General features: G+C 73.5%; 13 protein-coding genes and 1 pseudogene. 9 read left to right on the plus strand and 5 right to left on the minus strand.

The annotated features are described in order from the left end of the window. Positions 1-320 precede the first annotated feature (320 nt). Complete coding sequence (locus ACWD6P_RS31605; protein ID WP_451447608.1) at positions 321-2,099, plus strand: CocE/NonD family hydrolase; 1,779 nt, start codon at positions 321-323, stop codon at positions 2,097-2,099. Between the two features lie 52 nt (positions 2,100-2,151). Here the strand turns inward: ACWD6P_RS31605 and ACWD6P_RS31610 are convergent, their stop codons facing one another. Together ACWD6P_RS31610 and ACWD6P_RS31615 are read right to left on the minus strand one after the other, a co-directional pair. Beyond that, positions 2,152-2,346 carry a ferredoxin gene (locus ACWD6P_RS31610; RefSeq protein ID WP_451447609.1) on the minus strand — a complete coding sequence of 65 codons (195 nt, stop codon included), beginning with the start codon at positions 2,344-2,346 and terminating at the stop codon, positions 2,152-2,154. 161 nt (positions 2,347-2,507) lie between these two features. Continuing rightward, positions 2,508-3,116 carry a TetR/AcrR family transcriptional regulator gene (locus ACWD6P_RS31615; RefSeq protein WP_451447610.1) on the minus strand — a complete coding sequence of 203 codons (609 nt, stop codon included), beginning with the start codon at positions 3,114-3,116 and terminating at the stop codon, positions 2,508-2,510. 45 nt (positions 3,117-3,161) lie between these two features. On the opposite strand from ACWD6P_RS31615, the gene ACWD6P_RS31620 reads away from it, so the two are divergent. From ACWD6P_RS31620 to ACWD6P_RS31645, 6 genes and pseudogenes are all read left to right on the plus strand, one after another. Beyond that, positions 3,162-4,052: a DUF2867 domain-containing protein gene (locus ACWD6P_RS31620; protein ID WP_451447611.1), complete on the plus strand. Its 891-nt coding sequence runs from the start codon at positions 3,162-3,164 to the stop codon at positions 4,050-4,052. 25 nt (positions 4,053-4,077) lie between these two features. Continuing rightward, positions 4,078-4,647, plus strand: coding sequence for a GNAT family N-acetyltransferase (locus tag ACWD6P_RS31625; RefSeq protein WP_451447612.1), 570 nt, complete (start codon positions 4,078-4,080; stop codon positions 4,645-4,647). Between the two features lie 13 nt (positions 4,648-4,660). Next, the gene (locus ACWD6P_RS31630; RefSeq protein WP_451447613.1) at positions 4,661-5,059 is read left to right on the plus strand and encodes a glyoxalase superfamily protein; all 399 of its coding nucleotides are present in this window, start codon (positions 4,661-4,663) and stop codon (positions 5,057-5,059) included. Continuing rightward, a pseudogene (locus ACWD6P_RS31635) lies at positions 5,049-5,264 on the plus strand (hypothetical protein); the annotation flags it as partial. The gene ACWD6P_RS31630 and the pseudogene ACWD6P_RS31635, both read left to right, overlap by 11 nt. A gap of 116 nt (positions 5,265-5,380) precedes the next feature. Beyond that, complete coding sequence (locus ACWD6P_RS31640; protein WP_451447614.1) at positions 5,381-7,456, plus strand: DUF5107 domain-containing protein; 2,076 nt, start codon at positions 5,381-5,383, stop codon at positions 7,454-7,456. A gap of 74 nt (positions 7,457-7,530) precedes the next feature. After that, positions 7,531-8,169 carry a hypothetical protein gene (locus ACWD6P_RS31645; protein ID WP_451447615.1) on the plus strand — a complete coding sequence of 213 codons (639 nt, stop codon included), beginning with the start codon at positions 7,531-7,533 and terminating at the stop codon, positions 8,167-8,169. On the opposite strand, the gene ACWD6P_RS31650 is transcribed toward ACWD6P_RS31645, so the two are convergent. Then, complete coding sequence (locus ACWD6P_RS31650) at positions 8,129-9,457, minus strand: aldehyde dehydrogenase family protein (RefSeq protein WP_451447616.1); 1,329 nt, start codon at positions 9,455-9,457, stop codon at positions 8,129-8,131. The two genes, ACWD6P_RS31645 and ACWD6P_RS31650, sit on opposite strands and share 41 nt — an antisense overlap. Positions 9,458-9,521: 64 nt before the next feature. Here ACWD6P_RS31650 and ACWD6P_RS31655 point away from each other — a divergent pair, with 64 nt between their 5' ends. Together ACWD6P_RS31655 and ACWD6P_RS31660 are read left to right on the plus strand one after the other, a co-directional pair. After that, positions 9,522-10,175, plus strand: a complete 654-nt coding sequence (locus ACWD6P_RS31655; protein WP_451447617.1) for a TetR/AcrR family transcriptional regulator — start codon at positions 9,522-9,524, stop codon at positions 10,173-10,175. A gap of 109 nt (positions 10,176-10,284) precedes the next feature. Further along, positions 10,285-11,208: an NADP-dependent oxidoreductase gene (locus ACWD6P_RS31660; protein WP_451447618.1), complete on the plus strand. Its 924-nt coding sequence runs from the start codon at positions 10,285-10,287 to the stop codon at positions 11,206-11,208. A gap of 11 nt (positions 11,209-11,219) precedes the next feature. On the opposite strand, the gene ACWD6P_RS31665 is transcribed toward ACWD6P_RS31660, so the two are convergent. Both ACWD6P_RS31665 and ACWD6P_RS31670 read right to left on the minus strand, forming a co-directional pair. Next, a complete protein-coding gene (locus tag ACWD6P_RS31665) occupies positions 11,220-11,579 on the minus strand; it encodes a VOC family protein (RefSeq protein ID WP_451447619.1) in 360 nt (119 codons plus the stop codon). A gap of 29 nt (positions 11,580-11,608) precedes the next feature. Further along, positions 11,609-12,463: a class I SAM-dependent methyltransferase gene (locus tag ACWD6P_RS31670; protein WP_451447620.1), complete on the minus strand. Its 855-nt coding sequence runs from the start codon at positions 12,461-12,463 to the stop codon at positions 11,609-11,611. Between the last annotated feature and the right edge of the window lie 26 nt (positions 12,464-12,489).

Genomic DNA, 12,489 nt, shown 5'->3' on the forward strand with positions numbered 1-12,489 from the left:
ACTCGGCAAAATGCCCCCGTAACTTCGGGCTGCTTCGCCTTACGTCCGGACACCCTGCCCCGGAGGACCGCCACCGCACCCCGAAAACGCCCCGCGCAGCGGCACCCAGCCCGCCGCAGGCGCAACGGCGAGAAACCCGAGAAACGGGAGGCCACAAATAGAACTGACATCCCGTAAGCGACTCGTCACTCAGGGCGTTGACTTGCCCGTTACTCGTGTCACAACATGAGCGCGCCGTTACCGACTGGTTGGTAGGACGTGTCCTTCTGGAGGTCTTGGTGCCCAGCGAGTCCCGAGCCGTTTCCCGGCCCGTACTCCGCATGTCGTTCGCCCTGCTGGCAGGTACCGCGCTCGTCGCGCCGCCCGTGCTGACGGCTCCCGCGGCCGCGGTGGCCGACCCGTACACCGTCACCGCGCTGAAGGTCACCGTTCGGGCCGGCGATCGCGACTGCACCGTGGACGCGGACGTCTACCGCCCGTCCGGTGTGGATGCCGGGCACCCAGCGCCCGCCGTGCTGACCACCAACGGCTTCGGCGGCAGCAAGGCGGACGGGGCGACCGACGCCATCGCCAAGGCCTTCGCCGCCCGCGGCTATGTGGCGCTGGCCTACTCCGGCCTCGGCTTCGGCAAGAGCAGCTGCCCGATCTCCCTCGACGATCCCCATATCGACGGCAAGGCGGCGAGCCGGCTGCTCGACGTGCTGGCCGGCGCCCGTGCGGCCGACGACGGGACCCGTATCGACTACGTCACCAAGGACGGCAGGCGCGATCCGCGGGTCGGCATGATCGGCGGGTCGTACGGCGGGGCGATCCAGATGGCCACCGCCTCCTTCGACCACCGCGTGGACGCGCTGGTCCCGCTCATCACCTGGAACGACCTCTCCTACTCCCTCAGCCCCAACAACGCCGGCCGCGCCCGCGGCGTCAGCAGGGCGCTGCCCGGCGCCTACAAGTGGCAGTGGACCAACGGGTTCTTCCTGCTCGGGGAGTCGCAGGGGTTCCTCCATCCGAACCTGGCCCGGCCCCGGGCCGGCGGCAAGGGCTGTCTGCACTACGTGGAGCGGGCCTGCGCCATCAAGCGGGTGCTGGATTCGGGGAGGTTCCGGCGCGGGGCGACCCAGGACTTCCTGGCCTATACGCGCAGCGTCTCCCCGGTCTCGTATCTGAAGTCGGTGAAGACGCCGACGCTGCTCGTGCAGGGCCAGGCGGACACCCTCTTCAACCTCAACGAGGCCACCGCCACCTACCGGACACTCACCTCACAGGGCACCCCGGCCAAGATGATCTGGCAGGCGTGGGGCCACAGCGGCGGTCTGCAGAATCCGGCGAAGGGCGAACTCAACCTGGCCCAGGGCAACTTGGAGACCAGCTATGTCGGGCAGCGGATCCTCGCGTGGTTCGACCACTATCTGCACCACAGGGCGACCGACACCGGGCCGGCCTTCGCGTACTACCGGGACTGGGTGACCGACGGGCCCGCCTACGCCACCGCGGACGGCATCCCGCAGCGCGGCACCCAGCGGCTGTACCTCTCCGGGGACGGCAAGCTCGTCGACAACCGCAGCAAGGTCGTGCGCGGCACCCGCGAGTACCACAATCTGCACAAGGCCAGCAGCCATTCGGAGAGCTCGCTGGCCGGCATGCTCGGGCTGACGGACCCGCCGCCGTACGACATCGACGGCACCCATCTGGCCTGGACGTCCGAGCCGGTGCGGGGGGAGCCGGTGGAGGTGGTGGGCGCGCCCGAGGTGACGCTCAAGGTGGCCTCGCCGATGGCCGAGCAGCTGCAGAGCTCCTCGGACGCGGGCGACAAGCTGGTGCTCTTCGCCAAGCTCTACGACGTCGCCCCGGACGGCAGCAAGACGCTGGTGCACCGGTTGCTGGCCCCGGCCCGGGTGCCCGATGTGACCCGGAAGTTCACCGTCGAACTGCCGGGGATCGTGCACCGCTACGAGCCGGGACACCGGCTGCGCTTCGTCATCGCCGCGAGCGACGACGCCTATGCGGGCAACCGGGGGGTGAAGGCGGTGACCGTCACCAGTGCGCCGAAGGACACCGGGGTCCTCAAGCTCCCCGTCACCCGAGGGGTGCTGCGGTAGCGGATGGGTGGATGCCGTAGGGATAGGGGTCGGTTGTCCGCGCGAGCGGGGATCAGTCGTCGGCGACCGTGATGGCCTGTACGGGGCAGGCGCGGGCGGCCTCCCGGGTGAGCGGGTCGCCCGCGCCGTCCTCATGGCCGGGCAGTACCTCGCCGAAGCCGTCGTCGTCCTGGGTGAACACCCCTGGTGCGGTCAGGGCGCACTGACCGGCGCCGATACAGACATTCGTGTCGATGGTGATCCGCATCCCGGACCCCTTCCTTCCGTCTGCGGCCCGGCTGCTGCCGGACCGGCGGGCAGTTCGATCATGTCGTGCACCGTCATTGTTCCCCGGTGCGGGGGGAATCGCTTCAGCCGGTGCGGTGAGTCGCGGATCTGGAACCGGGGCCCTCGGCCTCCCGCGGGCCGTCAGGCCGGGTGCCCCGTCAGCGTGTCGATCACCCCGTCCAGGTAGCGGTCGCGGGCGGCGCCGGAGGGCAGGGTCTGCGGGACCGCGTGCCCCAGTTGGGTGAGCCCGAGGTAGGCGGTGTACGCGAGCAGGCCGCGGCGCCGTGCCTCGTCCTCGGGGAAGCCCAGCTCCGTGAAGAGCGAGGCGAGGTAGCCGACGCGCCGCTCGGTGACCCGGGCCAGCGCCGCGGCCACCCGGGGCTGTGCGGCGGTCGCCAGCAGGGAGAGCTCCAGGCGGTCCTCGGCGGACCGGTCCGTGGCGTGGCGCAGCAGCCGGCGCAGCCGTTCGGCGGGGTCGGGCTCGGCCTCCACCTCGGTGATCACGGCCTCCGTGCGGAGCTCCTCCCAGCGCTGCAGGGCGGCCTCGACCAGCGCGTCCCGGTTGGCGAAGTGCCAGTAGAAGCTGCCCTTGGTGGTGCCCAGCCGGGCCGCCAGCGGCTCCACCGCCACCGCGGCGAGCCCGCCCTCGCCGATGGCGGCCAGTGCCGCGTCGGCCCAGTCCCGGGCGGTCAGCCGCTGCCGGGTGCCGCTGCCGCCGGGGTCCCTCGTTCGCTGTCGCGCCATGTCCATACGCTACCGTATGGTCAAACATACGCCACCGTATGGAGGTGTCCCGTGGGTACCGTCCGCGACGTCCATGTCCGCACCGTCTCCGCGCCGGCCGAGGCCGTCGGCGCCCTGCTCGACCGGCTCGGCAGCGACCACGACCCGCTCTTCCCGGCGCCCGTCTGGCCGCCGATGCGCTTCGACCGCCCGCTCGGCGTCGGCGCCGACGGCGGGCACGGCTTCGTCCGCTACCGCGTCACCGCCTACGAGCCCGGCCGCCGCATACGCTTCGACTTCACCGGCGAGGACGGCTGGCACGAGATCACGGTGCGGCCGCTGGGCCCGGACCGCTGCCGGGTCGAACACGTCCTGCAGGACCAACAGGCCCTCGGGCAAAGACTGTTGTGGGCACTGGCGATCGGCCCGCTGCACCGGATGGTCGTCGAGGAGCTCCTCGACAACGTCGAACGCGCCGCCACCGGGCGGGTGTCGGCCCCCGTCCGGCGCTCGCCCCGGGTACGGCTGCTGCACCGTCTACTGTGGGACCGCCCCCGGGCCGTCGCCCTGCCCGCCGCCGCCCGGCTGGCGCACCGGGCCTTCCCGCACACCGACTTCCAGGACGCCTGGCAGATGGAGCTGCCGCCCGGTATGCCGCGCGAGCCCGAGGCCTGGGAGGGCGTGCTGCGCGGAGCCTCCTTCCCGGTCGTCGGGCGGGCGGACGGAGAGATCCTGCTCGGCGAGGACGCCCGGCACCTGGACTTCCGCGCCTCGATCCTCGTCGCCGACGGGCGGGTCACACTCGGCACGGTCGTCCGCGTCCACAACACCGCCGGCCGGCTCTACTTCGCCGTCGTCCGCCGTGTCCACCCCTTCATGGCCCGCATGATGCTGCGCCGCATCCACCGCCGGCTGGCGCTCGCCGCACCGAGCGCGGCCGAGCGGGAGGCGGCCCGCGCATGATGCCGGGGAGTCGTACGATCGGCCGATGACGATCAGCGACCCCTACCTGGCACGCGGCGGGCGGGTGGGCATCCGGCACTTCACCGCCGCCGACCGGGAAGAGTTCACCGCCGCCGCACGCGACAGCACCCGGCTCCACCACCCGTGGCTCTTCCCGGCGACCACCGGCACCGCCTACGACGCCTATCTGCACAGGCTCCAGGAACCGCTCCGCGAGGGCTTCTTGATCTGCGAACTCGCCGACGGCCGGATCGCGGGCTACCTCACCATCAACAACATCGTGCACGGCGCGTTCCGCTGCGGGGCGATCGGCTACGGCGCGTTCGCCCACGCGGCGGGCCGCGGCCTGATGAGCGAGGGCCTGCGGCTCGTCCTGCGCTACGCCTTCGAGGAGCTGGGCCTGCACCGCCTGGAGGCCAATGTCCAGCCCGCCAACGAGCACTCGATCGCGCTGGTCAAACGGGCCGGCTTCCGCCTGGAGGGCTTCTCCCCGGACTTCCTGTTCGTCGACGGCGCCTGGCGCGACCACGAGCGCTGGGCGATCACCAGCGAGATGCTGCCCGCGGCGGAGATGACGCCGCAGGAGCCGGCATGATGCGATGTCCGCCATGGACATCGTTTTCCGCCGTACCGTGCCGGTCTTCCGGATCTTCGACGTGGCCAAGGCCCATGAGTTCTACGTCGGCTACCTCGGCTGCACCATCGACTGGGAGCACCGCTTCGAGCCCGGCATGCCGCTCTACACCCAGGTCTCCCGCGGCGACCTCGTGCTGCACCTGTCCGAGCACCACGGCGACGCCACGCCCGGTTCCACCGTCTACACGGAGCTGACCGGGGTCCGCGCACTGCACGCCGAGCTCGCGGCCAAGGACTACCCGTACCTGCGGCCCGGCCTGGAGCACGACGAGATCGGCACCTGCCTCACCCTGACCGACCCCTTCGGCAACCGGCTGCGGTTCAACGAGCCCGGCCCGGACGCCGACGGTCCGGCCGGCCCTGGCGACTGACCTCCATGGTGTCCCCGCGCCCGGCACCGTCCCCGGCTGCTACAAGCTCGCCGGCGCGCTGCGCGAACAGGGGCTGCTGCGGCGGCTCGGCGCGCTGGAGGGCGGCGTGGTGGTGCCGCCGCGCTACGACCTGGGGGAGTGGCGGGAGGGGAAGGACGGGGACTTCAACGCCCCCGCCATCGCCGCCTGCACCGGCAAACTGGCGCAACCCTGACCCCTCCCGGCCGCAAGGAGCCCTGTGCAGACCGGCGATCACGCGGTTCCCTGGTCAACAGGAGGCCGCCGCAGCCGAGGCGGCCGGTCCAGGATTGCGAGGCAGCCGTGGCCACGAGTGTGCGACGCACCACCCTGACCCTCCCCGCCGCCCCCCTCGGTCCGGACAACCCCCTCCCCGCCCTCCACGGCGGCCATGACCCGCACCGCGTCCAGCTCCCCCAGGACGCCCCGCTGCCCGCCGACATGGCCCGCCAGATCGGCTACCGGCCGCTGCGCTCGATCCTGCCGACGACCCGGCGCGACGGATACGGCCGCACCCGCCGTACCACCGACCTCGACGCGCTGGTCATCGAGAACGACCGGCTGCGCGCGACCGTCCTCCCCGGCCTCGGCGGGCGGGTGTACTCCCTGCACCACAAGCCCGCCGACCGCGAACTGCTCTACCGCAACCCGGTGTTGCAGCCCGCGGCCTTCGCCCTCAACGGCGCCTGGTTCTCCGGCGGCATCGAATGGAACATCGGCGCCACCGGCCACACCACCCTCGCCTGCGCCCCGCTGCACGCCGCCCGCGTCCCCGCGCCGGACGGCGGGGAGATGCTGCGCCTGTGGGAGTGGGAGCGGCTGCGCGACCTGCCGTTTCAGGTGGACCTGTGGCTGCCGGAGGGCTCCGACTTCCTGTACGCGGGCGTGCGGATCCGCAATCCGCACCACCACACCGTCCCGGTCTACTGGTGGTCCAACACCGCGGTCCCCGAGACGCCGGGCGGCCGGGTGCTGGCGCCCGCAGACGACGCCTGGCACTTCGGCTACGAGCGGGTGCTGCGCCGCGTCCCGGTCCCCGACTGCGACGGCGCGGACCGGACGTACCCGCTGCGCAGCGAGTTCCCGGCGGACTACTTCTACGACGTGCCCGACGGCGCGCGCCGCTGGATCGCCGCGCTCGACGAGGACGGCCACGGGCTGGTGCAGACCTCCACCGACGCGCTGCGCGGCCGCAAGCTCTTCCTGTGGGGCGCCGGACGGGCCGGGCGCCGCTGGCAGCGGTGGCTCACCGAGCCGGGCACCGGCGGCTATGCGGAGATCCAGGCAGGACTGGCCCGTACCCAGCTGGAGCACCTGCCGCTCGACGGGGGAGCGGAGCTCACCTGGCTGGAGGCGTACGGCCCGCTGGCCGCCGACCCCCGGGCGGTACACGGCACGGACTGGGCCGCCGCCCGCGAGGAGGCCGCCGCCCGGCTGGCGGCTGCCCTGCCGCGCGCCGACGTCGACGCCGCCCACGCCGCCTGGCTGCCGTACGCGGACCGGGACCCCAAGGAGGCCCTGGCCACCGGCTCGGGCTGGGGTGCGCTGGAGGTCGCCAGGGCCGGTCTGGAGCTGCCCGGAACGCCGTTCGACGCGGCCACCCTCGGGCCGGAACAGGAGCCCTGGCTGACCCTGCTCACCACCGGTGATCTGCCGGCCGCCGGGCCGGATCCCGGACCGGCCGTGACCGCGCCGGCCTGGCGCGACCTGCTGGAGGCCGCGCCGCCGGGCCCGGCCACCGACCACCACCTGGGACTCGCCCAGTGGCAGGCCGGCGACCGGGCCCAGGCCGTCCGCAGCTGGGAGCGCGCGGTGGGCCACGGCGGCGGCGCGCTGCCGCTGTACTGCCTGGCCGTCGCGGAGTCCGCGGCGGGCGAGCCGGACCGCGCCGCCGACCGGTATGCGCAGGCCTGTGCCGCGGCGGCACAGGCGGCGTCGGCGGACGGCCCGCTGGCGCGCGCCTGGCGTGCGGTGTGCACCGCGCTCGTCCGGGAGGCGGTGCCGGCGCTGCTCACGGCCGGCCGGACCGGGGACGCGGCCCGGCTGCTGGCCGGGCTGCCACCGGCCGAACTGGCCGACGGCCGCTTCCGGTTGCTGACCGCGCGGGTGGCGCTCGCCCAGGGGCGGGCGGCCGCGGCCCGCGAAGTCTTCGACGCCGGCTTCGAGATCGCCGATCTGCGGGAGGGCGACGAGACGCTGAGCGACACCTGGTACGCCATCGCCGAGCGGCTGCTGGCGGCCGGCGGTCCGGTCACCGAGGACGTACGCGCCAGGGCCCGGTCCGAGCATCCGCTCCCGGAGCGCTACGAGTACCGGATGCGGCCGGTGTCCGCCGCCCGCTTCCCCCGTCCGGCGGAGGCGGATCCGTCCGGTGGCTGATCCCCGCTGACCGAGCGGCTGCGATCTTCGAAGCGGGCCGGGCAGCTGGTGCCCGGCGGACCGGAGGACCGCAGATGACCACAGAGAGCGAAGTGCCGCCGAGGGGCGGGCGGTTGCGTGCCGCCTGGGCGGCGGCGCACGCCCCTGTCGCCGGAGTTCCCCGCTGGGCGCGGCTCGCCGCCCAGGCCGTGCCGTTGCTCGTGCTGCCGTCCGGCATCTGGCGCGTGGTGGCGGTCTTCGCCTCCGACCACGGCGGGCAGGGGGCGGATGGCCTCCCGTCCTGGCTGCCCGGCGAGGTGTATGTGGTCCTCTTGTCGGTCGTCTCCGAGCTGCTGGCGTTCACCGCCGTCGGGCTGATCGCCTCCTGGGGCGAGGTGTTCCCGCGGTGGCTTCCGGTGCTGGGCGGCCGCAGGGTGCCGACGGCGGCCGCCGTGATCCCCGGGGCGCTCGGCGCGGCCGCGCTGACGTTCCTGTGGACCGTGCTCGCCGTCGTCACCGAGGCCGCCGGAGTCACCGTGCGGGGGGAGCCGATTCCCCACGACTACCCGGGGATGGCGGGCGACGGGAGCGCAGTGGTGTTCTACCTCTGCTACGCGCCCCTGCTGCTGTGGGGGCCGCTGCTGGGCGCGGTCACCGTCGCGTACCGGCGGCGACGGCGCCGCGCCGCCTCCCTCACGCCAGCGGCTTGTCCAGCACCGCCTTGGTGTGGCTGAAGGTGTCGAGCGAGTACTCGCCGTGGTAGCGGCCCATCCCGCTCTCGCCGACCCCGCCGAACGGCAGGCCGGGCGCGGTGAGATGGGCGACCGGCAGCCCGAAGGTGAGGGCGCCCGAGGAGGTCTCGGTCAGCAGCCGGCGCTTGGTCTCGTCGGACTCGGTGAACGCGTACAGGGCCAGCGGCTTGTCGCGGTCGTTGACGAAGGCGATGGCCGCGTCCAGGTCGGCCACAAGGACGATCGGCAGGATCGGGCCGAAGATCTCCTCCCGCATGACCGGGGCGTCGGGGGTGACGTCGGCGAGGACGGTGGGCGCCAGGTAGCGGGTGGCGCGGTCGTGTGTGCCGCCGGTGACCGTGCGGCCGCCGTCGAGGAGCGCGGTCAGCCGGTCGAAGTGGCGCTCGTTGACGATCCGTCCGTACTCGGGCGCGGCGGCCGGGTCGGCTCCGTAGGCCTCGCGTACGGCCTCGGCGAGGTGCGGCTCGATGTCCCGCGCGGTGTCGCCGATCGCCAGGACGTAGTCGGGTGCGACGCAGGTCTGGCCGGCGTTGAGGAACTTGCCGGCCACCAGCCGCCGGGCGGCCGCCGCGAGGTCCGCGCCGGGGTCGAGGACGACCGGGCTCTTGCCGCCCAGCTCCAGCGTGACGGGCGTCAGATGCGGGGCGGCGGCCGCCATCACGATCCGGCCGACCGTCCCGTTGCCGGTGTAGAAGATGTGGTCGAAGCGCTGGGCCAGGAGCGCGGTGGTCTCCGGGACCGCGCCCTCGACGACGGCCACCGCCTCGGCGTCCAGATAGCGCGGCAGCAGCCGGGCGATCGCGGCCGAGGTCGCGGGGGCGAGCTCACTGGGCTTGACGACGGCGCAGTTGCCCGCGGCCAGCGCGCCGACGAGCGGGGCGAGCGCCAGCTGCAGGGGGTAGTTCCAGGGGGCGATCACCAGGACGACGCCCAGCGGCTCGCGGACGACCTGCGCGGTGGCCGGTAGCAGGTGCGCGGGCAGTTCGGCGGGCCGGGGCGCGAGCCAGCCGTCGAGCCGGTCGAGGGTGTGGTCGATCTCGTGGAGGGTGAAGCCGATCTCGGTGCGGTAGGCCTCCTCGGGGCCCTTGCCGAGGTCGGTGGCGAGCGCGGTGAGCAGCTCGTCGCTGTGGTCGGTGAGCAGTGTGCGCAGGGCCGTGAGCTGCTCGCGCCGCCAGTCGGCGGTGGTGGTGCGGCGGGTGGCGAAGGCGGCGCGGAGCCGGCCGACGACGGCGGCGGCGTCCAGGTCAGGGGTGGCGGTGTGCGAGGTCATGCCCTGGAGGCTACACGAAACGAAAACTTTTCGTTTCGTAATGGCGGGCCGGTAGACTCCCGGTGTGGGCGAACGTACCGAGAGCAGTCAGACCGCCGCCGGGCCGACGCCCGCCCGTGGCCGTCCGCGCGATGCCGAACGCGACCGGGCCCTGCTGGAGGCCACCGTCCAGGTCCTCCAAGAGAGCGGCTACGGCGGTCTGACCACCGCCGCGGTCGCCAAACGGGCCGGCGTCTCCACCGCGACCCTCTACCGCCGCTGGCGCTCCAAGGAAGACCTGGTCGTGGGCACCGCCGTCCGCTGGGCGAGCGACCTCGGCCCGCAGCCGGACACCGGCAGCCTCGAAGGCGATCTGGCCGCCCTGCTGCGGGACAAGGCCGAGACGCTGGAGGGCCCCGGCGGCCGGCTGCTGCACGTACTGATCGGTGAGTCCTCGCACAACGAGGCGCTGGCCCGGGTACTGCACACCGCGATCATCGAGCCGGTCCGCGACCGGGCCGCCACCGTGGTGCGGCGCGCCGTCGACCGCGGCGACATCGCGCCGCTGGAGGACGCGCACGTGCTGGCCGATCTGGTCGTCGGCTCGATGGTCAGCCGCCTCTTCCTGACGCCCGACGTGACCTACCGGGCCGCCGGGGACGGACCCTCGTCCGGTGAGGCGGCGACCCGCGAGCTCCTGCCGTTCCTGCTGCGCGCCCTGGGAGCGCAGCCCGGCTGACGCGCGTGTGCTCCCGTCGCGGCGGCGCCCGTTCGCGCGGATTGCGCCGATGCGGTGATCGTCCCCGCGCCGCGGAATGATTCCGGAGCACGCCACGTTGGGGCGGGGCATGAAAGCAATCCTCGCCAAGAGCTACGGCGGCCCCGAAGTCCTCGAATACTCCGACCTGCCCGACCCCAAGGTGGGGCCGGACTCGGTCCTGATCCGCGTCAGGGCGGCCGGGGTCAACCCCGTGGACTGGAAGATCCTCGCGGGCTACCTCGACCCGATCATGAACGTCCACTTCCCGCTCGTCCCCGGATGGGACGTGGCGGGCGTGGTCGAGGCGGTCGGCGCCGACGCCACCGAGTACGCGATCGGTGACGAGGTCATCGGCTATGTCCGCAAGGACGAGGTCCAGCACGGCACCTTCGCCGAGCTGGTCGCGGCCCCGGTCCGCACCCTGGCGCGCAAGCCCGCCGCGCTCAGCTGGCAGCAGGCCGCCGGACTGCCGCTCGCGGGCCTGACGGCCTATCAGTCGATCGCGCGGGTCGGCACGCGGGCGGGCGAGACCGCCCTGGTGCACGCCGCCGCCGGCGGCGTCGGCTCGCTCGCCGTACAGATCCTCCTCGCCCAGGGCGCCCGCGTCATCGGCACCGCCGGCGAGCACAACCACGACTTCCTGCGGTCCCTGGGCGCCGAGCCGGTCACCTATGGCGACGGCCTCGCCGACCGGGTGCGCGCGCTGGCGCCCGAAGGCGTGGACGTGGCCCTGGACTTCGTCGGGGCGGGCGCCGTGGACGTCTCACAGGAGCTGCTCAAGGACCGCGGCCGGGTGGCGTCCATCGCCGACGGCGGCGTCACGGCGAAGGGCGGCCACATGGTGTGGGTGCGCCCGAACGCCGACGATCTGGCCGCGCTCGGCGCGCTCGCGGACGCCGGCAAGCTGACCGTCACGGTCGATGCGGTCTTCCCGCTGGCCGAGACCGCCGAGGCGTTCCGCCGCAGCATGGCCGGCCGCACCCGCGGCAAGCTCGTCCTCGACGTGTCCTGAAGCCGTCCGCTTCAGGCCGCATCCGATCGGTTGCGGTCGACGTACTCGAAGACCGACCCGTCCGGATGACGGGCCACGAGGTTGCGTCCGATGGGGGTCGGCAGCGGACCCGCGATGATGTCCGCGCCGACCGCCTTCAGATCGGCCAGTGCCTGGTCCACGTCCTCGACGGCGAGGGTCGCGGTGATCTTCCGCAGTGCCGACAACTGCGCCTCGGGGCCGCTCATCAGGAAGAAGCACCCGACGGCCGCGACCGCCAGCCCGCCGCGCTGGAAGCGGATCGCCTCGGCACCGGTCAGCCGCTCGTAGACGCCGATCGCGGCATCGAGATCGCCGACGCACACCCGCAATGAGGTCCCCAGAATGTCCATACGGACAAGCCTAGTTGGGCGCCCCGGGGCTACGCGATCACTTGGCCGTCATCGGTGCCCGGCTCCGGGTCGACGCGGCACAGGATCTCGCCGTGCAGGACGGCGAACCAGCCGTCCTCCTCGGCGCCCCAGGTCCGCCAGGTCCGTGCGACCTGCTGCAGTTCGTCCTCGGTGGCGTGCCCGCCCGCCACCGCGATCCGTGCGAACGAGGAGCTGACCGTGCGGTCCGCCCACAGCTCGCTCCACCAGGAGCGCTCGTCCGGTGTCTGGTAGCACCAGGTGGCGGCGGTGGCGGTGATGGCGTCCGGGGCGAAGCCCGCCCGCCGGGCCCAGGCGTGCAGCCGGCGCCCCGCGTCCGGCTCGCCCCCGTTGGCGCGCGCCACCCGCAGATACAGCTGCTGCCAGTCGGTCATCCCCGCGACCTCCGGGTACCACGTCATGGCCGAGTAGTCCGCGTCGCGGACGGCGACGATCCCGCCGGGCCTGGTGACCCGGCGCATCTCGCGCAGCGCCTGCACGGGGTCGCCCACGTGCTGCAGCACCTGATGGGCGTGCACCACGCAGAAGGTGTCATCGGGGTAGTCCAGTGCGTGGACGTCGCCGACCTCGAAGCGGACGTTCGTCAGGCCCCGCCCGGCGGCGGTGGCCCGCGCCTGCGCCAGCACCTCCGGCGCGTGCTCCAGGCCGGTGACCTGCCCGTCGGGCACCAGCGCGGCCAGATCGGCGGTGATGGTGCCCGGACCGCATCCGACGTCCAGGACCTGCATGTGCGGCTTCAGCCAAGGCAGCAGATATCCCGCCGAGTTGGCGGCCGTGCGCCAGGTGTGGGAGCGCAGTACGGACTCGTGGTGGCCGTGGGTGTAGACGGCGGATTCCTGCGGCATGGCCGGCTCTCCTTCGCATGCTCCGA

The sequence above is a fragment of the Streptomyces sp. NPDC002446 genome (assembly GCF_053595675.1).